This window comes from Bacillota bacterium (assembly GCA_024653485.1).
Taxonomy (GTDB): Bacteria; Bacillota; SHA-98; order UBA4971; family UBA4971; genus UBA6256.
In genome coordinates, this window is sequence record JANLFY010000014.1 from 37265 (window position 1) to 63916 (window position 26652).

25 protein-coding genes and 1 tRNA gene are annotated in these 26652 nt (G+C 63.5%); 23 read left to right on the forward strand and 3 right to left on the reverse strand.

Translation table 11 applies throughout. The annotated features are described in order from the left end of the window. From NUW12_10675 to NUW12_10780, 22 genes are all read left to right on the forward strand, one after another. Entirely contained in the window at window positions 1-963 is a 963-nt protein-coding gene (locus NUW12_10675; GenBank protein MCR4403216.1) for an RluA family pseudouridine synthase, read from the forward strand. A gap of 305 nt (window positions 964-1268) precedes the next feature. Then, the gene (purE, locus tag NUW12_10680; protein MCR4403217.1) at window positions 1269-1841 is read left to right on the forward strand and encodes a 5-(carboxyamino)imidazole ribonucleotide mutase; all 573 of its coding nucleotides are present in this window, start codon (window positions 1269-1271) and stop codon (window positions 1839-1841) included. A 144-nt stretch (window positions 1842-1985) separates the two neighbouring features. Further along, window positions 1986-2711 (forward strand): phosphoribosylaminoimidazolesuccinocarboxamide synthase, encoded by a 726-nt coding sequence (locus NUW12_10685; GenBank protein MCR4403218.1) that lies wholly within the window; start codon window positions 1986-1988, stop codon window positions 2709-2711. After that, window positions 2708-3004 (forward strand): phosphoribosylformylglycinamidine synthase subunit PurS, encoded by a 297-nt coding sequence (purS, locus tag NUW12_10690; GenBank protein ID MCR4403219.1) that lies wholly within the window; start codon window positions 2708-2710, stop codon window positions 3002-3004. Before NUW12_10685 ends, purS begins: the two co-directional genes overlap by 4 nt. Next, entirely contained in the window at window positions 3001-3705 is a 705-nt protein-coding gene (gene purQ / locus NUW12_10695; GenBank protein ID MCR4403220.1) for a phosphoribosylformylglycinamidine synthase subunit PurQ, read from the forward strand. Before purS ends, purQ begins: the two co-directional genes overlap by 4 nt. Window positions 3706-3721: 16 nt before the next feature. Further along, window positions 3722-5950 carry a phosphoribosylformylglycinamidine synthase subunit PurL gene (gene purL, locus NUW12_10700; GenBank protein ID MCR4403221.1) on the forward strand — a complete coding sequence of 743 codons (2229 nt, stop codon included), beginning with the start codon at window positions 3722-3724 and terminating at the stop codon, window positions 5948-5950. Next, the gene (purF, locus tag NUW12_10705; GenBank protein MCR4403222.1) at window positions 5932-8529 is read left to right on the forward strand and encodes an amidophosphoribosyltransferase; all 2598 of its coding nucleotides are present in this window, start codon (window positions 5932-5934) and stop codon (window positions 8527-8529) included. Before purL ends, purF begins: the two co-directional genes overlap by 19 nt. Further along, on the forward strand, window positions 8513-9136 hold the full coding sequence (gene purN, locus NUW12_10710) for a phosphoribosylglycinamide formyltransferase (GenBank protein MCR4403223.1): 624 nt from the start codon (window positions 8513-8515) through the stop codon (window positions 9134-9136). Before purF ends, purN begins: the two co-directional genes overlap by 17 nt. 60 nt (window positions 9137-9196) lie before the next feature. Further along, the gene (gene purH / locus NUW12_10715; protein MCR4403224.1) at window positions 9197-10795 is read left to right on the forward strand and encodes a bifunctional phosphoribosylaminoimidazolecarboxamide formyltransferase/IMP cyclohydrolase; all 1599 of its coding nucleotides are present in this window, start codon (window positions 9197-9199) and stop codon (window positions 10793-10795) included. A gap of 122 nt (window positions 10796-10917) precedes the next feature. After that, window positions 10918-12216: a phosphoribosylamine--glycine ligase gene (purD, locus tag NUW12_10720; protein MCR4403225.1), complete on the forward strand. Its 1299-nt coding sequence runs from the start codon at window positions 10918-10920 to the stop codon at window positions 12214-12216. Window positions 12217-12367: 151 nt separating this feature from the next. Further along, window positions 12368-12589, forward strand: coding sequence for a hypothetical protein (locus NUW12_10725; protein ID MCR4403226.1), 222 nt, complete (start codon window positions 12368-12370; stop codon window positions 12587-12589). Between the two features lie 576 nt (window positions 12590-13165). Next, complete coding sequence (locus tag NUW12_10730; protein MCR4403227.1) at window positions 13166-14206, forward strand: L-erythro-3,5-diaminohexanoate dehydrogenase; 1041 nt, start codon at window positions 13166-13168, stop codon at window positions 14204-14206. Between the two features lie 27 nt (window positions 14207-14233). Next, on the forward strand, window positions 14234-15505 hold the full coding sequence (gene ablA, locus NUW12_10735) for a lysine 2,3-aminomutase (GenBank protein ID MCR4403228.1): 1272 nt from the start codon (window positions 14234-14236) through the stop codon (window positions 15503-15505). A gap of 105 nt (window positions 15506-15610) precedes the next feature. Beyond that, entirely contained in the window at window positions 15611-16699 is a 1089-nt protein-coding gene (locus NUW12_10740; GenBank protein MCR4403229.1) for a hypothetical protein, read from the forward strand. Between the two features lie 118 nt (window positions 16700-16817). Beyond that, window positions 16818-18539: a lysine 5,6-aminomutase subunit alpha gene (locus tag NUW12_10745; protein MCR4403230.1), complete on the forward strand. Its 1722-nt coding sequence runs from the start codon at window positions 16818-16820 to the stop codon at window positions 18537-18539. Next, a complete protein-coding gene (locus tag NUW12_10750) occupies window positions 18536-19300 on the forward strand; it encodes a cobalamin-dependent protein (GenBank protein ID MCR4403231.1) in 765 nt (254 codons plus the stop codon). Before NUW12_10745 ends, NUW12_10750 begins: the two co-directional genes overlap by 4 nt. Window positions 19301-19411: 111 nt before the next feature. Further along, the gene (locus NUW12_10755) at window positions 19412-19828 is read left to right on the forward strand and encodes a 3-aminobutyryl-CoA ammonia lyase (protein ID MCR4403232.1); all 417 of its coding nucleotides are present in this window, start codon (window positions 19412-19414) and stop codon (window positions 19826-19828) included. Beyond that, window positions 19821-20645: a 3-keto-5-aminohexanoate cleavage protein gene (locus NUW12_10760; protein ID MCR4403233.1), complete on the forward strand. Its 825-nt coding sequence runs from the start codon at window positions 19821-19823 to the stop codon at window positions 20643-20645. The genes NUW12_10755 and NUW12_10760 overlap by 8 nt, the downstream gene beginning before the upstream one ends. A 150-nt stretch (window positions 20646-20795) precedes the next feature. After that, the gene (locus tag NUW12_10765) at window positions 20796-21449 is read left to right on the forward strand and encodes a 3-oxoacid CoA-transferase subunit A (protein MCR4403234.1); all 654 of its coding nucleotides are present in this window, start codon (window positions 20796-20798) and stop codon (window positions 21447-21449) included. After that, window positions 21449-22111, forward strand: coding sequence for a 3-oxoacid CoA-transferase subunit B (locus tag NUW12_10770; GenBank protein ID MCR4403235.1), 663 nt, complete (start codon window positions 21449-21451; stop codon window positions 22109-22111). The genes NUW12_10765 and NUW12_10770 overlap by 1 nt, the downstream gene beginning before the upstream one ends. A 58-nt stretch (window positions 22112-22169) precedes the next feature. Beyond that, on the forward strand, window positions 22170-23342 hold the full coding sequence (locus NUW12_10775) for a class I SAM-dependent rRNA methyltransferase (protein MCR4403236.1): 1173 nt from the start codon (window positions 22170-22172) through the stop codon (window positions 23340-23342). Window positions 23343-23540: 198 nt separating this feature from the next. Beyond that, the gene (locus tag NUW12_10780) at window positions 23541-24191 is read left to right on the forward strand and encodes an HAD-IA family hydrolase (GenBank protein MCR4403237.1); all 651 of its coding nucleotides are present in this window, start codon (window positions 23541-23543) and stop codon (window positions 24189-24191) included. A gap of 63 nt (window positions 24192-24254) precedes the next feature. On the opposite strand, the gene NUW12_10785 is transcribed toward NUW12_10780, so the two are convergent. After that, a complete protein-coding gene (locus NUW12_10785) occupies window positions 24255-24896 on the reverse strand; it encodes a histidine phosphatase family protein (GenBank protein ID MCR4403238.1) in 642 nt (213 codons plus the stop codon). A 489-nt stretch (window positions 24897-25385) separates the two neighbouring features. Between NUW12_10785 and NUW12_10790 the strand changes: the two genes are divergently transcribed. After that, a complete protein-coding gene (locus tag NUW12_10790; GenBank protein ID MCR4403239.1) occupies window positions 25386-25838 on the forward strand; it encodes a DUF3006 domain-containing protein in 453 nt (150 codons plus the stop codon). A gap of 142 nt (window positions 25839-25980) precedes the next feature. On the opposite strand, the gene NUW12_10795 is transcribed toward NUW12_10790, so the two are convergent. Next, a tRNA-Trp gene (locus NUW12_10795) sits at window positions 25981-26056 on the reverse strand. Window positions 26057-26210: 154 nt separating this feature from the next. Continuing rightward, a partial coding sequence (locus tag NUW12_10800; GenBank protein MCR4403240.1) for a hypothetical protein occupies window positions 26211-26652 on the reverse strand: 442 nt, incomplete at its 5' end.

Sequence of the window (26652 nt, forward strand, 5' to 3'; positions counted from 1 at the left end):
ATGGACCGGTCGCCGCTGGAGATCCACGTGGACGAAGCTGACGAGGGCAAGCGCCTTGATGTGTACGTCGCAGGGCGGCTTGCCCTCTCCCGTTCCGCAACGCAGAGGCTTATCGACGAGGGTCGCGTGCTGGTGGCCGGAGAGCGGGCGAAGGCCGCGAGACGCGTGGGCACGGGAGACATAGTAACTGTGAGCCTTCCCGATCCGAGGCCCCTGGCTGTGGTGGCTGAGGACCTCCCCCTTGACGTCCTGTACGAAGACTGTGACATCATTGTGGTCAACAAACCCCGGGGGCTGGTGGTTCATCCGGCTGCCGGAAACTGGTCCGGCACGCTCGTCAACGCCCTGTTGGCCCACTGCGCCGACCTCTCGGGCATTGGCGGTAAGATCCGGCCCGGGATAGTCCACCGCCTCGACAAGGACACTTCGGGCGTCATCGTCGCCGCCAAGAACGATGTGTCTCACCTTGCCCTTGCGCGCGACCTCAAAGAGCGCGCGGTGGACAAGACGTACCTCGCAGTTGTCCATGGCGTGCCGCGACCGAGGCGGGGCACGGTCGACGCTCCCATCGGACGTCATCCAGTCCACAGGAAGAGGATGGCGGTGGTTCCCGAGGGGCGCGGGAGAGCCGCGGTGACCGAATACGAGGTGCTGGAGGACCTGAGAGGCAGCGCGCTAGTCAAGGTGCATCCGCTTACGGGAAGGACCCATCAAATCAGGGTACACCTCGCGCACATCGGCCATCCCATCGTAGGTGATCCGGTATACGGAGGGCGAGCCCGCTCGAAAGAAGTGGCCACCGCCGTTGCCGCATCTGGGCTCTCTGGTCAGGCGCTTCACGCTTCGTCGCTCAGCTTCGCGCATCCGCGCACCCGAGAGAGGATGACCTTTTCGGCGCCCTTGCCTGAAGACATGCAGCGCCTACTCACTCGTCTGCGCCAGGAGCCGCAAGTTGGCCCTTGACATCTTCGGACGGCTTGTGATATGGTCGAGGCAAGGACAAGGGAATACCGTCTAGCACCGGCAGCGGCGGCCGAGGAGTTCCGGAACGGCGAGGCGGCCGAGGTGCGGGTGCGCGAGGGAAAGTGCGTCTAGGGTTCCACCCGCATGGCGCGTGACACATGGCGCGGCGGGGATCGGTCCGAGCGATGCAGGCGCGGCGCGTAGCGGCGCTACACCTTGAGGGATAAAAGCCCCGGCGGATGGGTTTCACTCGAAGCCTATCCGCCGGGGCTTTTGGCATTTCCTGCGGTGGGGAGGGGCTGAACATGGGTCAGACGGAAGGGCCGCGAACGCAGACGGAGGACACCGGCCGCGGCGTGAAGGTCATCGTGATGATGGGCAGTGACTCAGACCTGCCCGTCATGGGCGAGTGCATCAAAACGCTGGAGGAGTTCGGCGTTGAACACGAGGTCGTGGTGACGTCGGCGCACAGGTCGCTCGACAGGACCGTGTCCATCGCCCGGGGGGCAAGGGACAGAGGGGCTCGGGTCATCATCGCCGCAGCCGGCGGGGCGGCGCATCTCGCCGGAGTGGTGGCGGCGGCCACGGCGCTCCCTGTGATAGGGGTGCCATGCGCAGGCTCGGCTCTCACCGGACTCGACGCGCTGTATTCCACGGTGCAGATGCCGCCCGGCGTGCCTGTCGCGTGTGTAGGAGTGAACGCGGCGCGAAACGCTGCTCTCCTCGCAGTTGAGATCCTCGCTATAGCTGACCGGGGTCTATCCGAGGAGATCGATCGGTATCGGCAGCGCTTGGTGCGAGAGGTGGAGGCGAAACACGAGCGTGTGGCGGAAGCACTTGCTGAGGCTCGACAGGTCAAGACGAATGAGACGCATTAGCGAGGTGCGACCGCGTCGGCGATGGGTAGACGAGGAAGGGCCGGCGATGAGCGCACGAGCACACATTTGGGCCAGCGATGAACACGCGGAACGGATAGCAATGGCAAGGGGGGCGCAGCTGACGTGACACCGGGCGACGTGAAGATGGGTGAGGAGCTCGTATACGAAGGCAAGGCCAAGCGGGTCTATCGCATGCAAGATCCGAGGCACTATCTCATCGAGTTCAAGGACGACGCAACGGCTCAAGACGGTCGCAAGCGGGGACGGATCCTAGGAAAGGGCGTGGTGAACTGCCAGGTATCGGCGGTGCTCTTCTCGCATCTGGCTTCGCGCTCCATACCTACGCACTTCGTGGAGGTCGCTGGCGAGAGCGAGATGATCGTACGGAGACTTTCCATGCTTCCCCTGGAAGTCGTCGTGAGGAACATAGTCGCGGGCAGCCTTGCCAAGAGGCTCGGGATCGCGGAAGGCACGAAGCCCGCTTTCCCCATTGTGGAGTTTTACTACAAGAGTGACGCGCTGGGCGACCCGCTGGTCGTGGAGGATCACGTGATCGCTCTGGGCTTCGCCACGCGGGACGTGGTGGCTAAGCTCAGGGAGGCTTCGTGCGCCGTGAACAGGGAGCTCGCCCCCTTTCTAGCGGATAGGGGCCTGACACTAGTGGACTTCAAACTCGAGTTCGGCTGGTGCGACGGCGAGCTGCTTCTTGGGGATGAGATCTCTCCTGACACGTGTAGGCTTTGGGACGCGGCGACCGGTGACCGCCTGGACAAGGACCGCTTCAGGCGGGACATGGGAGGCGTGGAGGAAGCGTACGCCGAGGTGCTGCGGCGTGTCAGCGGCACGGATCGTTGGAGTATCTCGCGATGAGAGGGGGACGAGGGACCATGCGGTTCGTCGCTCAGGTCAAGGTGACCCTGAAACGGTCCATCCTGGACCCGCAGGGGTCAGCGGTGAAGAGGGCGCTTCATGCGATGAGCTACGACAACGTGCTGGACGTGCGCATCGGAAAGCACATCGAGGTTACGCTCACCGCTGATAGCGCAGAGTCCGCACAACGCCAGGTCCGGGAGATCACGGACAAGCTCCTTGCCAACCCTGTGATCGAGGACTTCTCATTCGACCTCTCTGAAGCTGGCAACGATGGAGGCGGGGCAGGGTGAAGGTCGGCATCGTGGTGTTTCCAGGCTCGAATTGCGATGCCGACTGCTATCGCGCCGTCGCCTCATTCGGCGTGGAAGTGGGGTATGTCTGGCATCAAGACCGTAAGCTGGATGGATATGACCTCGTCATCCTGCCGGGCGGGTTCTCGTACGGTGACTATCTGCGTGCAGGCGCGATAGCGAGGTTCTCCCCCATCCTGGACGAGGTCATGGGGTTCGCCGAAGCGGGCGGGCTCGTTCTGGGGATATGCAACGGCTTCCAGATACTCTTAGAGTGCGGGCTGCTTCCGGGGGCCATGCTGACGAACGCGGTCCCGCGGTTCAGGTGCGAAACCGTTCACTTGCGCGTGGAGAACGCGCAGACCCCTTTCACGCGCTCTTGCAACCGGGGGCAGGTCCTTTCGATGCCGATAGCCCACGCCAGCGGCAACTACTATGCCGACGATGAGACTCTAGCCGAGATCGAGTTGCGGGGTCAGGTGGTGTTCAGATACGTCAACGAAGACGGCGTCGCGACGTCGGAGGCCAACCCAAACGGATCGCGCCGGTCCATCGCCGGCATCACTAACAAGCAAGGAAACGTCCTGGGAATGATGCCCCACCCGGAGCGCGCGTGCGACGCACTTCTCGGAGGAACGGACGGCCGAGTGGTCTTCGCGTCGGTGTTCGATTTCCTTGCGGGAGGTGGAGAGCGTGGGTGAGAGCATCTGGCGGGAGATGGGCCTTGCAGACGAGGAGTACCAGCGCATCATCGCCATCCTCGGCCGCGAGCCCAATCTAGTGGAGCTGGGGATGTTCGCAGTCATGTGGTCGGAGCACTGCAGCTACAAGAACTCGAGGGCGGTGCTCTCCCTGCTTCCCACCTCGGGAAGGCGAGTTCTCCAGGGCCCCGGCGAGAACGCTGGCGTGGTAAGCATAGGGAACGGCTTGGCCGTCGTGTTCAAAATCGAGAGCCACAATCATCCGTCTGCCGTCGAACCGTATCAGGGCGCTGCGACGGGGGTCGGAGGCATCATCCGCGACATCTTCACGATGGGGGCCAGGCCCATCGCGCTTCTCGACGCGCTCCGGTTCGGCCCGCTCTCCGATTCCCGGTCGCGCCACCTCTTCACCCAGGTTGTGGCGGGCATAGCCGGGTACGGGAACTCCATCGGTATTCCCACTGTGGGCGGAGAAGTGGCCGTGCACGAGAGTTTCAGGGAGAGCCCTCTTGTGAACGTCATGTGCGTCGGGGTCGCTCCGGCTTCGGCCATCAAGAAGGCGGCGGCCAGGGGAGCAGGCAACCTCGTGATGGTCGTGGGTGCCCGGACCGGGCGCGACGGCATGCACGGCGCGACGTTCGCATCTGCCGAGCTCTCTCCGGAGGCAATGGCAAAACGTTCCGCCGTTCAGGTAGGAGACCCGTTCATGGAGAAGCTCCTGGTCGAGGCGTGCCTCGAGCTGTACGGGCTCGGGGACGATGTGGTCATCGGCATTCAGGACATGGGCGCAGCCGGGCTCACGTGCTCGTCGTGCGAGATGGCGGCACGCGGTGGCGTCGGCATGGAGATAGACGTCTCCAAGGTGTTGAGGCGCGAGGATGGCATGACGCCGTACGAAGTCATGCTCTCGGAATCGCAGGAAAGGATGCTCGTGGCCGTGAGGACCGGGAGCGAGCCCCAGGTCGAGCGGGTATTCAGGAAATGGGGCTTGGAAGCGACCGTTGTCGGCCGCGTGACGGACGATGGGATCCTCAGAATCAAGGACGGCGATGTAGTGGTCGCCGAGGTTCCGGCGAAAGCCCTCACCGATATGGCTCCTTGTTACACGAGGGAGGTCAGGGAGCCCGAGTACTATCGGCGTGAGAAGGAACGCGATCTCTCAAGCGTGCCTGAGCCCGATGATTACGCCATCGCTCTGGGACGGCTCCTCGCCTCGCCCCGCATAGCCTCCAAGGAGTGGGTGTACGGCCAATACGACCATCAGGTGGGGACGAACACAGTGGTGCTCCCCGGGCGAGGGACGTCCGTAGTGAGGGTGCCCGGGACGAACATGGGCCTCGCGCTCACTTGTGACGCCAATTCCCTGTACTGTTACCTCGATCCATGGGCGGGTGCGGCCCACGCTGTGACCGAGGCCGCTCGGAACATTGCCGCAGCGGGGGCCGAGCCCATAGGGATCACAGACTGCCTAAATCTCGGCAACCCCGAGAAACCCGAGGTGTTCTGGCAGTTCAGGCGGGCCGTTGAGGGCATGGCAGAGGCGGCCAGGGCGCTCGAGATCCCCGTGACCGGTGGAAACGTGAGCTTCTACAACGAGTCGAAGCGGGACGGATCCGTGGTTGTGGCGATTCATCCCACCCCGATGGTAGGGATGGTGGGGCTTGTCGAGGACCTCTCGCACGTAATGACTCCCGGCTTCAAACGAGAGGGGGATGTCGTGGCGCTTCTCGGACGGACCGGCGACGAGATCGGGGCCAGCGAGTACCTCTCCGAAGTCCACGGGATAGAGGGAGGGCCCGTGCCCGCTGTGGATCTCGAGGCTGAGCGGGCCGTGATCGAGCTCTCCTTGGCCATCATCCGGGGAGGACTCCTCTCGTCGTGTCATGATCTCTCTGAGGGCGGGCTCGCCGTGGCTCTGGCGGAGGCGTGCGTTCTGGGTGGAAACGGCAAGGGGCAGGGGGCCAGGCTCAGGCTTCCTGGCACGATGCGCGCCGACCGCTATCTCTTCAGCGAGTCGGGTGGGCGCATGCTCGTGTCGTTTAGGCCGGCCGCGACGAGCGCGGTTAAGGAAATGGCCGATGAGTACGGTGTGCCCGTCATGATCCTCGGCGAGGTGGGCGGAATGCGCCTGGTCATCGACGATGCGAGCCATGCGGGGGAGCGCGCCCGGAGGTTGGTGGACGTTCCCGTGAGCGGATTATCGCAGGTGTACCGGGGGGCGATATCATGGGCCCTGGAGTCGTGAACAGAGTGTGCGGCAAGGTCGCAAGCAGGGCGTGCGTGGCGCGGGGATGGCCGTTGGACTGGCGCGAGCAATGCGGCGTCATCGGGGTGATGACCGGCGCGGGCGGGCGCGCTTCGGAGCTAGCGCTTTACGGGTTGCATGCCCTCCAGCACAGAGGACAGGAGAGCGCGGGGCTCGCCGCGTCATCGGGCCCCACGACCGGCATTCGTCTTCACAAGGCCATGGGCCTCGTATCCGAGGTTTTCTCCGACGGTGCGGCGGAGGGCCTTGACGGGAACTTGGCCATCGGTCACGTCCGCTATTCAACGGCGGGCTCCACAGGGATAGCGGATGCCCAGCCCCTCGTCTTCCACTACGCCTGGGGCGATCTCGCGCTTGCCCATAACGGGAACGTGGTCAACGCGGACGCCCTCCGAAAATCCCTGGGCATGTCGGGTTCGGTGTTCCAGACCACCGTCGATACGGAGGTCCTGGGGTGTCTTCTTGCGAGATACTCCCAGAACGATCTGGGAGACGCCCTCGTCAAGTGCATGATCGACCTGGAGGGAGCGTACTCCGTCGTACTCATGACAGAGACCCAGCTCATCGGGATGCGGGATCCGCACGGCTTCAGGCCCCTCTGCATGGGCGTGCTACCGTCCGGCGGCTTCGCGCTTGCCTCCGAGTCGTGCGCCTTGGACGTGATGGGAGCAGAGCTCGTCCGGGACGTGGAACCGGGCGAGATCGTGTTCATCGACGGGGAAGGAGTCAAGTCTATACACGGACCAAAGGCCCAGAGGCGTGCCGTGTGTGCGTTCGAGTACATCTACTTTGCCAGGCCGGACAGCGTGATCGAGGGCATCAACGTGAGCGAGGCCAGGTACGAGATGGGTCGGGTGCTTTCGGAAGAGCACGACCTGGAGGGAGACGTGGTCGTGCCCGTGCCTGAGTCGGGCGTCGCCGCGGGCCTCGGCTTTTCGCGGGGAAGCGGCATACCCTTCGAATACGGGCTTGTCAAGAACAGGTATCTGGGCAGGACCTTCATCCAGCCGACGCAGGGCGCGAGGAGCCTTGGTGTGAGGTTGAAGCTCAACGCCGTCCGTCGCTTGGTCGAGGGAAAGCGCGTGCTTCTCGTGGACGATTCGATCGTCAGGGGAACGACCAGCGCGAGGCTGGTAAGGCTTCTCCGCGAAGCGGGAGCGAGGAGCGTGGGCCTGGTCGTGGCATCACCGCCCGTGGCTTACCCATGCTTCTATGGGATCGACACGTCCAGACGCGGTGACCGTCTGGCCGCATCGGGCGGAGAGGACTTCGTTCTGGCCTTGACTGGGGCAGACACCCTTCACTACTTGAGCCGCGAGGGCCTCCTGGAGGCGCTCAGGCGCGCAGCGGACGACGGTGGCAGTGACGGGCGCGATGAAGCGGGGTTTTGCCTGGCGTGCTTTGATGGAGACTATCCGGTCCCGGTCGCTGAGGCAAGATCGATCCGGGCCGGTCGCCCGAAGGAGACGGGGGCGCAGAAAGGCGTGCAGTCCGGGGAGAGCGGACCATCGAGGACGACGTACGCCGCGGCGGGCGTGGACATCGATCGCGGCGCAAAGGCGGTCGAGCTCATGCGAGACAAGGTGGCCGCGACGTTCGACAAAGGCGTCGTCGGAGGGATCGGGGGATTCGGCGGAGTGTACAGGCTGGGCGCGGCGGTCTCGCCCGGCGGCGACGCTCTCCTCGTCGCGGGGGCGGATGGCGTCGGCACGAAGCTGCGCATAGCCATAGAAGCCGGGAGGCACGACACCATCGGCATCGACGCGGTGGCGATGTGCGTGAACGATGTGCTCACGTGCGGCGCACGCCCGCTGTTCTATCTGGATTACGTGGCCCAGTCGAGGATAGACCCGGAGAAGGTCGCATGCATCGTCTCCGGGATGGCAGAGGGTTGCAGGAGGGCAGGTTGCGCCTTGCTCGGAGGGGAGACCGCGGAGATGCCCGGTTTCTATTCCAACGGAGACTACGATGTAGCAGGGTTCGCCGTTGGCATCGTGGAACGGGACAGGTTCGTGGATGGCACTGCCATCGAGCCGGGGGACGTCCTCCTGGGCCTCGCGTCGTCGGGCCTTCACAGCAATGGATTCTCCCTCGCGAGGCACGTTCTCTTTGACATCGCCGGGTTGGGACTGCATGACGAACCCGACGGCTTGGGGCGGCGGCTCTGGGAGGAGCTCCTCGAGCCGACCAAGATCTACGTGAAACCCATCCTGAGGCTGATGGATGAGGTTCCGGTCTGCGGCATGGCGCACATCACGGGAGGGGGGCTAGTAGACAATCCGCCCAGGATGCTTCCGCCCGGCCTCGGTCTGAGGTTTGAGACGGGTTCGTGGCCCGTTCCTCCCATCTTCGGCCTGATCCAGAGGCTCGGAAACGTGGACCTTCGTGAAATGATGCGGACTTTCAACATGGGCATAGGTTTCGTGGTAGCGGTGAAGCAGAGCCACGTCTCGTGTGCAGTGGAGATCCTCGAGGCAGCGGGCGAGCGTTGCTACGTGGTGGGAGAGGTAGTCCCAGGCGGCGGGGAGGTGACTTTCGCCGATGGGAGGGACGTGTGAGACGTTCAGGTTGGTCGTTATGGCCTCTGGTCGAGGCACCAACCTCCAGGCGATAATCGACGCTGCTCAGCGTGGAAGCCTCAAAGCCCAGGTGGCAGGGGTGGTGTGCGACAACCCCGGGGCGCGCGCGCTAGAGAGGGCCGCCGCCTGCCGGATCCCGTCGTCGGTCGTGGTCCGCGAGGCTTATCAATCGAGAAGCGAGTTCGAAATGGCGCTGGTCGGAGCGGTAAGGAGATTCGACCCCGAGCTCGTGGTGCTGGCCGGCTTCATGAGGGTGCTGGGTGAGACGTTCCTCCAGGCGTTTCCCGGTCGGATCATAAACATACACCCATCGCTCCTCCCGGCGTTTCGTGGCCTGGAGGCTCAGCGTCAAGCCCTCGAGTACGGTGTGAAGTACACCGGCTGCACGGTGCACTTCGTTGACGCAGGGGTGGACACGGGCCCGATAATCGGCCAGCGCGCGGTGCCGGTTCTGCCGGGTGACACCGTGGACTCGCTCTCCGCCCGGATCCTCGAGCACGAGCACGAGCTCCTGGTGGAGTGCATACGAGCTATCGCTGAGGGTAGGGTGAAGGTCGAGGGGAGAAGGGTCCAGGTAAGAGAGTGAGGTCGCGATGGCCTGTCTCCCCTTGGCGCCCGGACCATCATTGACACGGAGGTGGACGAATTGGGGACACGCAGGGCGATCATCAGCGTTCATGACAAGACCGGCGTGGTGGAATTCGCGAAGGCCCTGGCGGAATTGGGTTACGAGATCGTTTCGACCGGCGGCACCGCGGCTGTTCTCGAAGAGGCCGGGGTCCCGGTGACTCCTGTTTCTACAGTGACGGGTTTCCCCGAGATTCTTGGGGGCAGAGTGAAGACTTTGCACCCTGCCGTGCACGCGGGTATACTCGCCCGCCGAACCCCGGGGCATGAGGGCGAGCTTCGCAGGCTCGGGATAGAGTTCGTAGACATCGTTGCGGTCAACCTGTACCCGTTCGTCGAGACCGTGGCGAAGCCCGGTGTCACGCTGGAAGAAGCCGTGGAGAACATCGATATCGGTGGCCCGACGATGGTGCGCGCGGCGGCCAAGAACTTCGAACGCGTCACGGTGGTCACTAGTCCGTCAAGATACGCGGAGGTGGTTGCGGAGCTCGAGTCGCAGGGGCAGGTGTCGCTTCGCACGCGGATGCGCCTTGCTGCAGAGGCGTTTCGGCATACGTCAGAATACGATCGCGCCGTGACGGAGTTCTTGGGACGGACGCGCGAGGAGCAGGGGCTGCGCGGCGAGGGCGACAAGGACGGCTCTGGATGCCATGGCACCCTCCAAGACGAGCTATGGATACGCGGCGCGAAGGTGTTAGACCTCCGATACGGGGAAAACCCGCACCAGGCGGCGGCGTTCTACGCCCTGGAGGGAATCGAGGCGGCGGGGCTTGCTGCGGCGCGGCAGGTGCAGGGCAAGGCACTCTCGTTCAACAACATCCTGGACGCTGATGCCGCTTTGCGGATAATGAGGGAATTTTCCGAGCCTGTCGCAGTCGTGATCAAACACACGAATCCCTGCGGCGTGGCAGTGGCCAACGACCTGGCAAACGCGTACGTGCGGGCGCGGGATGCCGATAGCGTGTCCGCCTTCGGCAGCGTGGTCGGACTCGGCGGGACGGTAACGGCAGACGTTGCGGCGAGACTCGTCGAGACCTTCGTGGAGGTTGTGCTCGCCTGGGGCGTTGCCGACGAGGCGCTCCCGATCCTCGCCACAAAACCCAACCTTCGAGTGCTCGTCGTGCCCGGAGCCCCGAACGGTTCTGTCGGTGCCCGAGCCGGTATCGACGTTCGTTGGGTGGACGGAGGCTTTCTGGTGCAGCAGGCGGATGTTCCTTGCGAAGACGAAGAGCACGCTGTCCGGGTGGTGACTTGCAGGAGACCTAGCGTTCAGGAGGCCAAGTGGCTCCTGCACGCCATGAGAGTAGCGAAACACGTGAAGTCGAATGCCATCGTCTTGTGGAAAGATGGCGCCACCGTGGGTGTCGGAGCAGGCCAGATGAACCGGGTGGGCTCTGTGAGGATTGCAGCTGCCCAGGCAGGCGCGCACGCTCGGGGCGCGGTGTTGGCGTCGGACGCCTTCTTCCCGTTCAGGGACGGCATAGATGAGGCCGCCAGGGCAGGCGTGACCGCCATAGTTCAACCGGGAGGATCGCTTCGGGACAAGGAATGCATCGAGGCCGCGAACGAACATGGCATCTCCATGGTCTTCACAGGCATCCGGCATTTTCGGCATTGAGGCCAGCGCGGTGGCATTCGGATTCGGCCGGTCCCTCGCGGACTCGGTCCGACTCGCGGGACCCGGACGCGGCGCAGGTCAAGGAGATGATGGTGGTGAAGGCAAGACTGAAACGGGATGGCTTGAGCGTCCTCGTTGTGGGCGGAGGCGGAAGGGAGCACGCCCTGGCTTGGAAACTCGCGTCAAGTCCCAGGGTTGCCAAGCTGTACGCAGCTCCCGGCAATCCTGGTATCGCCCGGATCGCGTCGTGCGTGCCCATCGGGGCGACCGACACGGCCGCTCTGGCGAACTTCGCGGTCCAGAGGCGAGTGGATATCACTGTGGTGGGACCTGAGGGGCCACTGGCCCTTGGTATCGTGGACGAGTTCAACCGACTCGGGCTTGCGGTCTTCGGGCCGACGAAGCGCGCGGCGGAGATAGAGTCCAGCAAGGCGTGGGCGAAGGGATTCATGACGAGACACGGGATACCCACCGCCGGTTATTGCGTCTTCGGAGATCCCGATGCTGCCAGGGCTTTCATTCGGCAGAGCGGAGGGCCCGCGGTTGTCAAGGCCGACGGCCTCGCTGCGGGCAAAGGGGTCATCGTGGCTCATACAGTGGAAGAAGCGGAGAAGGCCATCGAGACCGTGGCATCGCTCGGAGCAGGTGGCGCCATCGTCATCGAGGACCTCCTCATCGGTCAGGAGATGAGCTTTTTCGCGGTAACCGACGGTGAGACCTCGGTGCCCCTGCTTTCTGCGCGCGACCACAAGCGTGCATGGGACGGCGACGTTGGCCCAAATACGGGGGGCATGGGCGCGGTAGCTCCTGCTCCCGAGTACGACGAGGACCTGGAGACCAGGATCATGTCTGAGATAATAGACCCCGCGGTGAAGGGTCTTGCGCGGGAAGGGAGGCGATACGTTGGCGTGCTGTACGCTGGCCTCATGCTCACGTCCTCCGGTCCGAAAGTCCTGGAGTTCAACGCGAGATTGGGCGACCCCGAAACGCAAGCCATTCTTCCCATGATGGAGTCAGACCTCGTCGATCTGATGGAGGCGGCTCTTGAGCGCCAGGGCCTCGGCCCGGGCGTGGTGAGGTGGCGACCAGGCGCCAGCGCCTGCGTGGTTCTCGCGTCCCGAGGGTACCCCGACAAACCGGCGCTCGGCGAGGAGATCCACATAGACGACGCTGGCATTGAGGCTGACGACGTCCTCTTGTTCCATGCCGGCACGAAGCTCGTCCAAGACAGGCTCGTTACGTCGGGAGGTCGAGTCTTGAACGTGGTGGCCACGGGACGCTCGATGGGGGAAGCGGCGGACCGTGCGTACCGGGGGATACGCCACGTGAAGTTTCAGGGGATGTGGTGCAGAACGGATATCGGCAAGAGTTGCGTGCCGGTGGCGGGCGTCTTGGATTCTCTTCCGCCCGGCGGGGAATGATAGCCCATGACAGTCATCATAAGCCGTGGCGCGCTCGGGCGCCTGCGACCCGGAGGCCAAAGGGGCCGCCAAGCGTGGTGGGCTTGAAGGCGTCCCGCGGTCCGAGGGGCTCGTCGGCGTGAGGCGTGACGGGAACATGGAGGTGGACCTCATGGCAGCAGATTCGGGCAGGTTAGACAGGGCGAACGCCAAGCCTGCTCATGTGGCTAGAGATACTGCGCAGGCCAGGGAAACCATGGCCGTGGAAGCCAGTAAGCCCAAGGGCACCCCGCGCGGCAGGGAATCCTCGTCTCAGAAGGTTCAGGTGAGGGGAGTCCACGCGCACGGGACGAACAAGGCCAGAAAGACGTCTATGGGGGACAAGATCCGCTGAGAAAGCCACGCTCATTGCCTCATGAGCCCGCTCCCAAGCCTGGACCACGAAAGAGACCGTATCTCGGAAGGGTCGCCAGATCCGGTTCCCTCCTCTGTCCGGACACGTGAGTCCGGGCGCCAGTGCGCCGGGAGAGTCGAGTCCATTCCACACCACTCCTTCTTCCGCTCAGACTGTGGCGCTGGGGCCGCAGCTCTGAGGCGGACCGCTTTGCGCCTCGCCTCGCCGCGTCCGTGCGCGGGTCGAAGCTCTAGTTCCGGGCGGCTGTCAGGGTGCACGCGCCAACTGGAACAGGCCCGAAAGTGCTGAATAGTGGGCAAGTGCCGAAGACTAGGCACACTGAGTGCCGCGGCGGATGAACGATCCTAAGGAAAACTCGTTGTTTCGCCTGGTTTCGCAGCGGTAGCCGCGGTGCGTACGGCACGCGCTTTGCTTATAATAGTGAGTTGCCGCGAGTCGCCGAGTGGTCGGTGGGCCATGAAGGCCCACTATGCCACGGGCAACGGAAGCGCCCGGGCGACGGGCCCTGCCTGATGCGAGGCCTGTGCGGTCATTGCGGACTCGGGGGGAACGAGCGTGAAAGGGTGCAAGTACGGAACGCATCGCGTCGTGGAGCCTAAGGGAGTGCTGCCTCAGGCTGCCTGGAGGATCGACAACACCATGGAGCCCTATGACAACGAGATCCTGGTCGACGTCGATACGCTGAACGTGGACGCGGCCAGCTTTACTCAGATCAAACAACAGGCCGGAGGCGACGAACGCGAGATCGCGCGGATCATGCTCGAGATAGTGAAAGAGCGGGGTAAGCACCACAACCCCGTCACGGGGTCCGGAGGCATGTTCACAGGCACGGTCCGGGAGATCGGGTCTGAGCTCGTCGAAAAGGTGAGGCTCAGTCCCGGAGACAGGATAGCCAGCCTGGTCTCGCTCTCCCTCACGCCCCTTGTCATCGAGGAGATCCTCGACGTACGGAAGGACGCTGACCAGGTCAGTATAAGAGGCCAGGCCATCCTCTTCGAGAGCGGCATTTGGGCAAAGCTGCCCTGCGACATGCCGTCTTCGCTCGCGCTGGCCGTGCTCGACGTTGCGGGTGCCCCGGCTCAGACAGCGAAGCTCGTGAAACCCGGGGACACTGTGCTGGTCATAGGGGCGGGTGGGAAGTCCGGGCTCTTGTGCCTTCACGAAGCGAAGAAAAGGGCTGGAGTGACGGGGAGGGTCCTGGGGCTTGCGCATAGTCGCTCCAGCCTCGACAGGGTCATCGAGTCCGGCCTCGCCGATCACGCGTTCTCAGCTGACGCCACGCGGCCCCTCGAGGTACTGGAGAGAGTGAGCGAGCTAACATGCGGAAGGCTCGCCGATATCACGATAAACTGCGTGAACGTCCCGGGCACTGAGATGGCGTCTATCATGGCCACGCGCGACAAGGGAGTAGTGTACTTCTTCAGCATGGCGACGAGCTTCACCGCGGCCGCGCTGGGGGCCGAGGGCATAGGCAAGGACGTCACGATGATCATCGGAAACGGCTACACGGAGGGCCACGCGGACATCGCCCTCGCGACGCTACGGGAGAATCCTCGGCTAATGGAGATGTTCTTGAGAAGATGGGCGGCTGCCTGAAGGCCGTCGAAGGAGATGTCTAGTCTGATGAGACGGTTCCGCGACATCCAGCTGTGGAAGGATGTCAGTGATAGCGACTGGAACGACTGGCGCTGGCAGATACGAAACAGGGTCACTGACGTTGAGACGCTCAAGCGGGCTGTGAACTTGACACCAGAGGAAGAAGACGGGGTAAGGCGGTGCCTCGAGCGGTTCAGGATGGCGATAACACCATACTACCTGAGCCTGATGTCGCCCGATGACCCGAATTGTCCTGTGAGAAGGCAGGGTGTGCCCACTTCATTTGAGCTGGAGACCATGCCGTATGACATGGTGGATCCCCTGCACGAGGACGTGGACTCACCGGTCCCGAACCTCACCCACCGGTATCCCGACAGGGTGCTCCTGCTCGTGACGGCGTCATGTTCCATGTATTGTCGGCATTGCACGAGGCGCAGGTTGGCGGGACACGAGGACGCGATCGTGACGCAGAGGGACATAGACCGCGCGATCGAATACATTCGCAACACACCTCAGGTGCGCGACGTGTTGGTGTCGGGGGGAGACCCGCTGGTCCTCGAGGACGAGGTGATAGAGCACATCCTCGGCGCGTTGAGGGAGATAGATCATGTGGAAGTCATCCGTATCGGAACGAGGACTCCTGTTGTCCTGCCACAGCGGATCACGCCTGACCTTTGCGGGATGCTGAAAAAGTACCATCCACTCTGGGTCAACACTCACTTCAACCATCCGAAGGAGGTCACCCCGGAATCGAGGCGGGCGTGCGAGATGATGGCGGACTCCGGGATCCCGCTCGGAAACCAGTCAGTGCTCCTTCGTGGGGTGAACGACTGTCCTCACGTGATGAAGAAGCTGGTCCACGAGCTAGTGAAGATGAGAGTTCGTCCCTACTACATTTACCAATGCGACCTCGCGATGGGGCTTGAGCACTTCAGGACGCCTGTTGCGAAGGGCATCGAGATCATCGAGCACCTGCGAGGCCACACATCGGGCTTTGCGGTGCCTACGTTCGTAGTGGACGTTCCAGGGGGAGGCGGGAAGATTCCCGTGGGGCCTCAGTACCTGATCTCCCAGGGCGAGCGGAAGGTCGTGCTCCGGAACTACGAGGGCGTGATCAGCGTGTACAACGAGCCTGAGTCGTACGCGAGCTCCTGCGGCAGCTGTAAGGAGTGCGCGGAAGAGGCTCCGACACCCGTGGGGGTCGCGGGCCTGCTCGAGGGCGATGGCGTGAACCTGGAGCCAGGCGACCTGGAGAGGCGTTCTCGCAGGCGGCGGATGCCGCAGACTCCGCTCGAGTGAAGCGCGGGTCTAGTGTGAGAAAGATGTGAGAAAGGGGTGCCGGGTTCCTTGCCAGGCTGGGGCAAGGTTCAGTTTGAACGAGAGGGGCGAGAGGGGGTGAGTGCGATGGCTCGGACCGAACCTGACATCGTCGAGCTCGTCTTGGCTGCCGGCACGAGCGTGGCTGTCGTGGGCATGAGTAAGAACTGCGGCAAGACCGTGACCCTCGGGGCCATACTCCGCGGCCTCGGTGCGAGGGGCATATCGGTGGGTGTGGTTTCTGCGGGTAGGGACGGCGAGGACTTGGACGCCGTCACGATGTTGCCGAAGCCCCCTATATGGCTTCCTGACGGGGCGCTTTTCGCCACCTCCGAGCACTTCGCGGTCAGGGCGCGGGCCAAGGTGAAACCGGTGGCCGCGACCGACCACGCCTCAGCTCTCGGACGCCTCATGATATACCGCGTCCTCGCGGCGGGGAAGGTCGAGGTAGGCGGGGGGAACAGCCTTGCCGCGGCGAGAGACGCCATCGCGCTCATGCGCCGACTCGGAGCGAGCTTCGTGGCGGTCGATGGAGCCGCGGGAAGAAAGTTCTCGTGCGCCCCGTCTCTCGTTGACGCTACGGTGCTTGCTACGGGCGCCGCCCTTGGGGAGACGATGGACGGCGTTGTACGTCGCAGCGGTCACGCGGTTCGAACCCTCACGGTACCGGCGTGGGACGCACCGGCTGCGGCTCGGCTTGCGGAGAGCGGGCTGTCCCACGCCGACGTGGTGCTGGTGCTCAGGGATGGGCCCCTGCGGCGGCTGTCCGTCCCCAGCCTGCTACTTCGGATAGACGAGGTAGCCAACGAGGTAACTGAGAATGTCGAGGCGGTCGTCGTTGGAGGCGCGTTGACCGGCGGTTTTCTTCGCGCCCTTCTGAGGAGGAGAAGGTCAAGGGGCATCACTGTGGTGGTGCGGGATTCCACGAGAATCCTAGCGGATCTCGCGGACGTTCAGAGGTTTTCGTCAGCCGGAGGGAGACTCGCACAAGCGCGTCCCATCAGGCTCGTGGCCGTCACGGCGAATCCCACGTCGCCGGACGGGAGGCGCTTTGACCCTGCCGTGTTTCTCGACAACCTGGCTGAGGCGGTAGCTCCCGTGCCGGTGTTCGACGTCGTCGCGGGGGCAAGCCGCTTCGTCTCGCCCAGCGACCGGACGGGAGTAGAGGCGTCCTAGCTCCGGCAGGCTGGTCGACGACTCATGTTCGAGGGTAGGTAGGGCACGGCGACGCGACCGCACATTTCGCCGTGGCGCATGGCGACGCGGCGAACGTTGTGGAGAGGGGGGATGTCGCGTGGGCAAGATCAGACTCGACACGTCCCTTGTCGAGCGAGCCAGGAGAGCCGCTCGCTACATAGCGGACGGCGTGGAACCCGAGATCGCCGCCAACACTACCACGACCATCGAGAGGACGGTGCTGCGTCTACTCGGGCTGAACGGCGTGGACGAGAAGGGCGTCCCGCTCCCCAACGTGATAGTGGAGCGGGCTCAGGAGGCGGGGCTGCTTGGAGATGGCATAGCGTATTGGCTAGGATCGGCGATGGTGCAGGAGGGAAGGTGCGCCTCGGAGGTCGCCAAGATGATAGCTCGCGACGAACTCCGCCTCGAGGACATTCCGCCTTCAGACGACGAGGCCGTCCGGGAGGCGGTGGAGACCGAGGCCGTGCGCACGTGCGCATACATCAGAGCTCGACGCCAAGAGCGCGAACGCCTCATAGAGGAGCTCGACACTGCGCAGCCGCCGTACATCTACGTCATCGTGGCCACGGGAAACATCTACGAGGACGCCACTCAGGCCAAGGCGGCAGCCAAGTGCGGTGCTGACATAATAGCAGTGATCCGAAGCACTGCCCAGAGCTTGCTGGATTACGTGCCGTACGGGGCGACCACCGAAGGTTACGGCGGAACGTACGCGACCCAAGCCAACTTCAGAATCATGCGCCAAGCACTAGATGAGGTGAGCAGAGAGTGCGGCAGGTACATACGCCTTGTGAACTATTGCTCAGGGCTGTGCATGCCTGAGATCGCGGCCATGGGCGCCATGGAACGCCTCGACATGATGCTGAACGACGCCATGTACGGCGTGCTCTTCCGCGACATCAACATGCGACGAACGTTCATCGACCAACGCTTCTCCCGGATGATAAACGCATACGCCGGAGTGATCATCAACACGGGCGAGGACAACTACCTCACCACCGCGGACGCGTACGAGCAAGCCCACACGGTTCTGGCGTCCCAGTTCATAAACGAAGAGCTCGCCTTGCGCTCGGGGCTCCGCCCAGAGCAGATAGGACTGGGACACGCCTTCCAGATGGACCCGGACATGACAGACGGTTTCCTTTGTGAGCTCGCCCAGGCGGAGATGACACGGGAGATCTTCCCATACGCGCCGCTCAAGTACATGCCTCCCACCAAGTACATGACGGGCAACATCTTCAAGGGTCACCTCATGGACGCCATGTTCAATTTGGCGGGGGTCGTGTCGGGGCAGACCATCCAGCTCGTCGGCGTGCTCACGGAGCACATACACACGCCGTTTCTGCAAGATAGATACTTGGCCATAGAGAACGCCAGGTACGTCATGAACAACGCGCGGAACTTAGGGAGCGAGATATGCTACCGGGCGGGCGGCAGGATGGAGGAGCGCGCTTGCGAGGTCCTTCGGAAGGCCGCGGCCATGCTCGAACATGTCGCGGAGATCGGGCTCATGTCCGCGATATCCCAGGGCATGTTCGCCGGGGTCAGGAGGGACCCGAGAGGCGGGCGAGGCCTCGACGGGGTCGTAAGCAAGAGAGACCGTTACTACAATCCATTCCCGGCGTTGCTCATGAAGGAACTCTCCTCTCCGAGTTTCGCGCCGAAGCTCTGGCGGGCCCAGGTTCGGGCTAGGCAGGAGGGGCAGGCGCAGCGCCGAGCGCCAGATGAGGCCGAGGATCGGCCGTGGGATCACGCGGAGGGTACGTCCGCGGTCCGCGAAGGACGCGGCGTGGCCGAGGGGGGGCGGTGGGGATGATGGCGCCCGGGATGAAGCTGGACCTCACCAGGATCAGGCCGTACGGCGACACAATGGACGACGGGTGGGTACAACTGAGCTTCACGCTGCCGGTCCCGTGCGGGCGCGAGGCGAGGAGGGCGGCGGAGTTGCTCTGCGAGAAGATGGGCCTCGATGATGTGCGGGTCGTGTACGACCACGACGTCGCGGACAACTTCACGTTCTTTGTGGCGTATGGCAGATGCGTGCACTCCGTTGACTTCACAGCGATAGAGGTCCCGAAGGTGAACATGAGGCACATGTCGTTCGACGAGATCAATAGGTTCATCGAGCAACGCATCCGCAGGAAAGTAGTGGTCGTAGCGGCGTGCACCGGGACCGATGCCCACACCGTCGGGATCGATGCGATCATCAACATGAAAGGGTACGCTGGGGAATACGGTTTGGAGCGGTACCCGTGGTTCGTTGCGTACAATCTGGGAAGCCAGGTGCCGAACGAATCGCTCGTGGCCAAGGCCATCGAGGTCGGCGCTGACGCCATCTTGGTCTCGCAGGTCGTGACCCAGAAGAACATCCATATCGACAACCTCACTAATCTGGCGGAGCTGGTGGAGGCGGAAGGAATTCGTGACAAGGTCCTGCTCATAATGGGGGGTCCGCGCATAACCCACGAGCTCGCAGTGGAGCTCGGGTACGACGCTGGATTCGGCCCAGGCACCCTCCCGTCGCACGTTGGCGCGTTCATAGCCCAGGAGCTGGCCAGGCGCATGGGCGAGGGATGATGAGGCCGCTTCGCGTCGCGTGCGCCCGGGATGGCCCGGCGTCGACCATAGGAGTCTCCCCTTTGGGAACGAATCGCCTGTCGACAGATGAGGGAAGGTGGCGGAGTGACAATGGCAGTGCGACTGGACGAAGCGCTGATCAGAGTGAGAATCAGTCAGAGCGACAGCCACTACGGTGGGGGCGTAGTGGACGGCGGGCGCCTCATGCAGCTCTTGGGCGATGTCGCGACAGAGCTCCTCATCAGGCACGACGGAGACGAGGGGCTGTTCAGGGCATACGACAACGTCGAGTTCCTCGTGCCGGTGTACGCCGGAGATTTCCTCGAGGCCAGGGGGCGCATCACCGCAGTGGGCAACACCTCGCGCAGGATGGAGTTCACTATCCACAAGGTCATCGCATCCATAGCTCAGGATTCATCGTCCGCCGAGGTGCTCCCGGAACCCGTGCTCGTGCTCCGGGCGAGCGGAACGTGCGTAGTGCCGAAAGACAGGCAACGCAGGAGGGGCGAGCATGGCCACTCTGGGTAAGCTCATAATCACGGCGGCCTTGACCGGAGCGGAGACCACAAGGGCCGACAATCCGAACCTCCCGCTGACGCCGGAGGAGATAGCGCGGGCCGCAGCGGAGGCGGCCGAGGCTGGGGCGTCCATCATCCATCTCCACGTGCGCGACGCCGAAGGGAAGCCCACACAAGACGTGGACGTGTTCAGGAAGACCACTTCCCTCATACGCAAGAGTTGCGATTGCATCGTCCAGTTCTCGACAGGCGGCGCGGTGGGGACTCCGCCCGAGGAAAGGTTGCGCCCGTTGGACCTCGTCCCGGAAATGGCGACGCTGACGTGTGGCACGGTGAACTTCGGCGACGCCGTGTTCGAGAACCCGCCGAGGCTCATTGAGGCACTGGCAAGGAAGATGGCCGAGCTGGGCGTGAAACCAGAGCTCGAGATATTCGACGTCGGAATGGTCGCAACCGCTATGAACCTGGCCAAACGAGGGCTGGTCGGAGAGCCCATGTACTTCGACTTTGTCATGGGGGTGCCCGGAGGCATCCCGGGAACTATCGACAACCTGATGCACTTGGTCCGACAGATCCCCGCCGGGTCTCTGTGGCAAGTTGCGGGGGTGGGAAGAGCAGAGCTTCCCCTAGCCGTTGTCGCGGTAGTGGCCGGCGGCCACGTAAGAGTGGGGTTCGAAGACAACGTGTATTACTCCAAGGGCGTGCTTGCTCGCAGCAACGCTGAGCTGGTGGCTCGCGTGGCGCGTATTGCGCGAGAAGTCGGAAGGGACGTGGCAAGCCCTGCTGAGGCCCGGCAGATGCTGGGTATAGCCCCCGTGCCGGGCTGACGGGCTGACCGCCAACTCCCACGCGATAGGCGTGTCTTGGAGCCGGCTGTTCTGCGCGCTGCAGGCACCGCCAAGGTAGTGGCTCCACCGGATGGGGCAAAGACAAGTCAAGGGGGTCAGCATGGGACGGCCGCGAGGGAGGGGTCATGGATGAACAAGGTGAAATCCATTGCCGACGCGGTGGGCCTCTTGCACGACGGCATGACCGTCATGCTACCGGGATTCTTGGGTGTGGGGACCCCTAAGGCGCTCGTCGAAGCGGTGTGCGAAAGGGGCGTGAGGGCTCTTACGGTCATTTGCAACGACGGCGCCTTTCCGGACGTGGGGCTTGGCAAGCTCGTGAAGCGGGGCCTTGTGCGGAAGCTCATCGGGACGCACACTGGCACCAATCCGGAGCTTGCCAGGCTTGTTGCGGAGAAGGGAATCGATCTCGAGCTGTATCCCCAAGGCACGCTGGTTGAGAAGATCCGGGCGGGGGGCGCGGGGCTCGGGGGAATCCTCACGCCCACCGGGGTGGGGACTGCGGTCGAGGAGGGCAAGTCCCTCATTGAGATAGGCGGGAGGGCTTACCTCCTGGAGCTACCGCTTCGCGCGGACGTCGCGTTGTTGTACGCTCACATTGGAGACAGGGCAGGAAATCTGGTCTACCGAAGGGCGGCCCGTAACTTCAACCCCATAATGGCTAGCGCCGCCGATCTAGTGATAGCCGAGGTCGCCAACTTGGTCGAGGTGGGAGAGATAGACCCGGACAGGGTGATGACGCCCGGGATCTTCGTGGACGTCGTCGTGAGGGGGGTCGAGTGATGGGCGCGGATGCCAGTCGCGAATTGATAGCGAGGCGGGTCGCGCGCGAGCTCAGGGGCGGCGAGGTGGTGAACCTCGGCATCGGCACACCTACGCTGGTGGCAAACTACATTACGCCGGAGATGGACATCACCCTGCATTCCGAGAACGGTTTCGTCGGCCTTGGGCCTGCCCCTCCTTCCGGACAGGAGATCCCCGACTTAGTGAACGCGGGCGGGCAGCCCGTCACGGTCGTCCCGGGAGCTTGCTTCTTCGATACGGCGATGTCCTTCGCGATAATACGAGGCGGACACGTTGACGTGACAGTCCTTGGAGCGCTCGAGGTCGACGAGGAGGGAAGCCTGGCCAACTGGTGGATACCGGGGAAGGGTGGGCCCGGGATGGGCGGCGGGATGGATCTCGTAGTGGGGGCCAAACGGGTCATCGTGGCGATGGAGCATACTAGGAGGGACGGCGCTCCCAAGATCGTGCGCCGGTGCACGATGCCTGTCACTGCGAAGGGCGAGGTCAACCTGATCGTCACGGACATGGCCGTCATCGAGGTCACCAAGGAGGGCCTGGTCCTCAGAGAGGTGGCACCCGGCGTGTCCACTTCTGACGTGCTGGCGAAGACCGAAGCGCGCCTCATAGTGCCTGACGATGTCCGAGAGATGAGCATCTAAGTGAATAGAGGCGCGAGAGACAGGACACACGGGAGAGATGGGAGAGATAGAGGCGTAGATGCCATACGTTGTGCTGAAACGGGGAAGGGAAGGCCGCGCTCTGGCGCGTCACCCGTGGGTTTACAAGGGTGAGATCGATGCGATCGTGGGAGAACCCGTGCCAGGCGACATAGTAGACGTCGTGGATCACAGGAAGAGGTTTCTCGGGAGGGGCTTCATCAATCCCGTCTCCAACATCACTGTGAGGATTCTCACTTGGGACGGAGAAGAGATAGACGAGGGCTTTCTATACAGGCGGATCGAAGCTGCGCGCGACTACCGCAGGGACGTGGGGGCCGAAGCGCCGTGTTACCGCGTGGTCTTCAGCGACGGGGACATGCTCTCGTCTTTGATCGTCGACGCGTATGAGGATGTGTGCGTAGTCCAGACCCTTGCTCTCGGCATGGACGTGAGGAAGGATGCGGTCGTCGCCGCAGTGCGCGACATCATGGGAACGCGCAAAGTGTACGAGCGCAACGACTCGCGAGCTCGGGAGCTCGAGGGCCTCGACCAAAGGTCGGGGTTTGTCGGCGAGGAGTTCCCCGCGGAGTTCTGGGTGAGGGAGAACGGCCTGAAGTTTCGGGTGGACGTAGCTCGTGGTCAGAAGACGGGGCTTTTCCTTGACCAGCGGGAGAATCACAAGGCCATCGAGCCGTGGTGTGGCGGTGCGCGCGTGCTTGACGTGTTCTGCTACACGGGTGGCTTTGCTGTCCACGCCGCAGCTTTCGGCGCGCGCGAGGTGTTGGCGGTGGATTCGTCCGCGCAGGCGCTCGAGACGGCGAGGCTGAACGCGGCTGAGAACGGCTTTGACGGCAAGGTCTCTTTCGTCGCAGGGAACGCTTTCGACGTGCTCAGGCAGCTGGAAGCTGAAGGCGAGACCTTCGACCTGGTCGTCGTGGACCCGCCCGCCTTCGCCCCGGGCAAACGAGCGGTCGAGGCTGCGTACAGGGGCTACAAAGAGGTGAACCTCCGCGCCATGAGGATTCTCGCGCCGGAGGGGACGCTCGTCACCTGTTCGTGTTCGTACCACATGAAGCCCGACGCGTTCTTGGTCATGCTGGCGGACGCCGCGGCGGACGCGGGCAGGGAAGCGAGACTGGTGGACATGAGGACCCAGGCGAAGGACCACCCGGTGCTCCTGGGTGTGGAAGAGACTCACTACCTCAAGTGCGCCATCGTGCACGTAAGTTGACCGAGGCGTTCAGACCTCAAGTTGAGGCTTGGGGCCGGCGTCCCGTGTTGGGGCGCGACGTGGAGCAACGTATTGGGGCTCCGCGCCGACTTGAGGAGCGCGGACACAAGACCCGGTGCTGTTGACATTCGAGGGCCTGCGGGGTAGGATCTCCGCAGGCCCTCACCGCTTGGTGTGGAGTGACGAGGGGGTGCAAGATTGGGTTTTCGCTGCGTCCTATTGGATTTCGATTTCACGCTCGCCGACTCGTCCGGCCCTATCGTAAAGTGCGTTCGCCACGCCCTGCTAACCGTGGGGGCGCCAGAACGCACGGATCGTGAGATCCTCCGTACCGTGGGTCTGGCCCTGCCAGAGATGTTCCGGATCCTCGCGCCTGGGTGTGACCTGGAGGCGCTTACCAGGTCGTTCATGAAGAAGGCTGACGAGGTCATGGTGGAGGGAACGAGGCTTTATGGAGAGGTGCCTGAAGCCGTGGAGGGCCTCAAGGCAGCCGGGATGACGATAGGCATAGTCTCTACGAAGCTCAGGAGGAGGATAGAGCGCATCCTCGACAGGCACGGACTCGGCAGGGCGTTTGACGTCATAGTGGGCGCTGAGGATGTTGCGCGCCACAAGCCCGCTCCGGACGCGCTCCTGCTTGCCGCGTCACGGCTGGGCGTGGACCCGGGAGAGACCCTCTATGCGGGCGACAGCCTCGTGGACGCCGAAGCCGCCCGGCAGGCCCGAACCCCGTTCTGCGCAGTTCTACACGGCCCGACGCTCCGTGAGGAGTTCGCACCTTACAGCCCGGTGTCAATCGTAACAGACGTCCGCGACATCGTTCCTCTCCTGGCGAGGCACACCGCGTGAGCGCCAGCGGCTGCCCGGACTCCAGGATGCCGCCTGGCTCCTGAGCCGTCGCGAGGCCTGCTCCTAGAAATCCCGTTGCGCGTCCGGGAATGGCCTGCAACGGGCGAGGTGGCATCTATCGTTGAGAGCGTGCAGCACGAAGCCGGCGGGACCATGGCTGATCACATTTATACAGCACGTATCCTGACGTATCTTCCAGAACGCCGAGCTGCCGAGGCCGAGAACCCACAGGAGGAGCAGCTTGTTCACCACGCGGTGCGACACGATCACTACTGTCTCATTCTCAGCGTGGGAGGCCTGGATCTCCTGGAGAGCCGAAGTGGCTCTTGCCGCAACGTCATCAAGGCTCTCGCCCTCGGGGAACGTCACGGTATGAGGGGCATTCTGCCACGCCTCGAACACCTGGGGATACTTCGACCGTGCCTCTTCCACCGATAGGCCTTCCCAAGCCCCGCAATCGATATCGGCAAGACCATCCACCGCCCGCACGAGGAGACTATGGGGGCGGGCTATGATGCGGGCGGTTTCGTGGGCCCTCGCGAGCGGGCTCGAGTAAACCGCAGCCATTTCGACGCTCGCAAGCGCGGAAGCGGTGGCTTCCGCCTCCGCCGTCCCGGTGTCGTCGAGCGGGACGTCTGCCCTGCCTCGGAATACCTCGTCCTTGTTCCATTTCGTCTGACCGTGACGAACCAGGATGATCCTCATGCAATCGCAAGCTCCTTTCGCTAACGACTACATCTTACCAGGCGCGGCGCGTGAAGACAACACCGGGGGCCGCGCAGGACGTGCGCGCCACGTGGGCTACTCCAGGCAACGGGATTGCGCGATCTGCGTCGATGGCGAATGCGGGCGCGACCGCCCCGACGGACCCACCTCCTCCTTTGGCAGGACGAATGCGGGTGAAGGAAGGTGAATATGGTATGACCTGGCAGGACCTTCGGCCGCTCTCGGAGAACGGGAGAGCGTCGAGCCCGAGGCCGGCGAACCGCTCGTGCGCCGCCCGCTCGTGCGCTGCCCGCTCATGCGCGGTCCGTTGGTCTGCGGCCCGTAGGTGCACGGAAGCGGATCGCCGTTTGCTTGACTTGCCGTGGTCCCGCGGGTGCGCCCGAAGGCGTCACCCCCTGAGGCCGCTGCGACTGCTTAAGGCAAGTGATGCAGGTGAGAGGCGAGCCAGGACGAGGTGGCACGGCGAACATGGAGAAAGAGCACAGACAACGAACGCACTCTTCGGAGCGGGGATTCCGCGGTAGAACGCGGCTCCTGGCAGCGGCCGCGCTGACGGCTGTCGTGGCGATAGGCGGGACCATCGCATCCATGGCCATTCGCGCCACTTTGAGCTCTCAAAGGCCGGCTGCGCGCGTCTCCTGGACGGGTGTCGTGGATCGGATAGAGGCCGGCAAGGTTGTGGTGATCCCTCACGAGGGCGTCGGGGGAGCTGCAGTACCTAGAGGGGAAAGGGATGGATCCCACGGAGAGGTGGACGCGCCTCGGGCTGAGGTCGTGATGCCCGCGATCCTCCTTCCTCCGACCGTGTGCGAGGGCGCGGTGCTCGACTTCTCGGTGATTTCACGCCATGGCGAGACACAATCACGCGCTGCCCGCGTCGAGGCGCTCGTCTTGAGGCTCAACCGTGCCCGGCGGAACTAGCAGCCGAAAGACCTTCGCCATGAGGAACGCACCTCCTGGAGATTCGGCGCGCCGTCAGGGACTACGGTCTTCTCGGAAAAGTCGCTGGAAATCCGGCATTCAGGCGAGAGGTCTAATGCGGTCCAGCACGCAGTACAAAAACTGGCAGGGGAGACAGGACTTGAACCCGCAACCTACGGTTTTGGAGACCGCCGCTCTACCCATTGAGCTACTCCCCTGCGCACAGTCACGATATTCAGTTGCTTTCTCTTTGCACGCCCATTCTATCAAACGGCCGTGGTTTTGTCAACGACGCGCGGGCCGTCGGGCCGTCGGGTGCGTGTAGCGTTTGTGGCGTCTAGGGGTTACCACCACTTCCTGGGCGGCGGCATATCAGGCTACTTTTGCAGGCGATGCCACGGTTTGGTTGCCTGACAACGCCTTTTGCCTCCTCCTCTGCCAGAACTCGTCCCACCTGCCGTTTATGAGGAAGACCCTGAGGTTCATCACTTCCTGCGCCCCTGGCGCGCTCCAACGCATTCCTGACCTCTTGTGTCTCATCTGTACCACGTGTTTGCACGCGCTCTCCACTACGCCGCTACCGATGTGATAGCTCTTGGCCCGGTATTCGTCATACCTCATCCGGTCTCGATTGTCTCGTAGATACTTCATGAGTCTATCACGCTCGAATGCAACCTCGTCAGATAGACCAGCCATGGCATCGAGCCGGGTTATGAGATCCTCGACCCCGCCGTCCTTTAGAAGCTCGAGCTGCTCTTGCACCCAGGCCTTGCATCGTTCCTCATCGCCATCGCAAAGAGCCCGTCCAAATCCC

What these genes read in the sequence shown, in the direction of transcription:
- NUW12_10675 (MCR4403216.1), top strand. Translation starts at nt 1, where the DNA reads ATGGACCGGTCGCCGCTGGAGATCCACGTGGACGAAGCTGACGAGGGC.
- purE (MCR4403217.1), top strand. Translation starts at nt 1,269, where the DNA reads ATGGGTCAGACGGAAGGGCCGCGAACGCAGACGGAGGACACCGGCCGC.
- NUW12_10685 (MCR4403218.1), top strand. Translation starts at nt 1,986, where the DNA reads ATGGGTGAGGAGCTCGTATACGAAGGCAAGGCCAAGCGGGTCTATCGC.
- purS (MCR4403219.1), top strand. Translation starts at nt 2,708, where the DNA reads ATGAGAGGGGGACGAGGGACCATGCGGTTCGTCGCTCAGGTCAAGGTG.
- purL (MCR4403221.1), top strand. Translation starts at nt 3,722, where the DNA reads ATGGGCCTTGCAGACGAGGAGTACCAGCGCATCATCGCCATCCTCGGC.
- purF (MCR4403222.1), top strand. Translation starts at nt 5,932, where the DNA reads ATGGGCCCTGGAGTCGTGAACAGAGTGTGCGGCAAGGTCGCAAGCAGG.
- purN (MCR4403223.1), top strand. Translation starts at nt 8,513, where the DNA reads ATGGGAGGGACGTGTGAGACGTTCAGGTTGGTCGTTATGGCCTCTGGT.
- NUW12_10725 (MCR4403226.1), top strand. Translation starts at nt 12,368, where the DNA reads ATGGCAGCAGATTCGGGCAGGTTAGACAGGGCGAACGCCAAGCCTGCT.
- ablA (MCR4403228.1), top strand. Translation starts at nt 14,234, where the DNA reads ATGAGACGGTTCCGCGACATCCAGCTGTGGAAGGATGTCAGTGATAGC.
- NUW12_10740 (MCR4403229.1), top strand. Translation starts at nt 15,611, where the DNA reads ATGGCTCGGACCGAACCTGACATCGTCGAGCTCGTCTTGGCTGCCGGC.
- NUW12_10750 (MCR4403231.1), top strand. Translation starts at nt 18,536, where the DNA reads ATGATGGCGCCCGGGATGAAGCTGGACCTCACCAGGATCAGGCCGTAC.
- NUW12_10755 (MCR4403232.1), top strand. Translation starts at nt 19,412, where the DNA reads ATGGCAGTGCGACTGGACGAAGCGCTGATCAGAGTGAGAATCAGTCAG.
- NUW12_10765 (MCR4403234.1), top strand. Translation starts at nt 20,796, where the DNA reads ATGAACAAGGTGAAATCCATTGCCGACGCGGTGGGCCTCTTGCACGAC.
- NUW12_10770 (MCR4403235.1), top strand. Translation starts at nt 21,449, where the DNA reads ATGGGCGCGGATGCCAGTCGCGAATTGATAGCGAGGCGGGTCGCGCGC.
- NUW12_10775 (MCR4403236.1), top strand. Translation starts at nt 22,170, where the DNA reads ATGCCATACGTTGTGCTGAAACGGGGAAGGGAAGGCCGCGCTCTGGCG.
- NUW12_10785 (MCR4403238.1), bottom strand. Translation starts at nt 24,896, where the DNA reads ATGAGGATCATCCTGGTTCGTCACGGTCAGACGAAATGGAACAAGGAC.
- NUW12_10790 (MCR4403239.1), top strand. Translation starts at nt 25,386, where the DNA reads ATGGAGAAAGAGCACAGACAACGAACGCACTCTTCGGAGCGGGGATTC.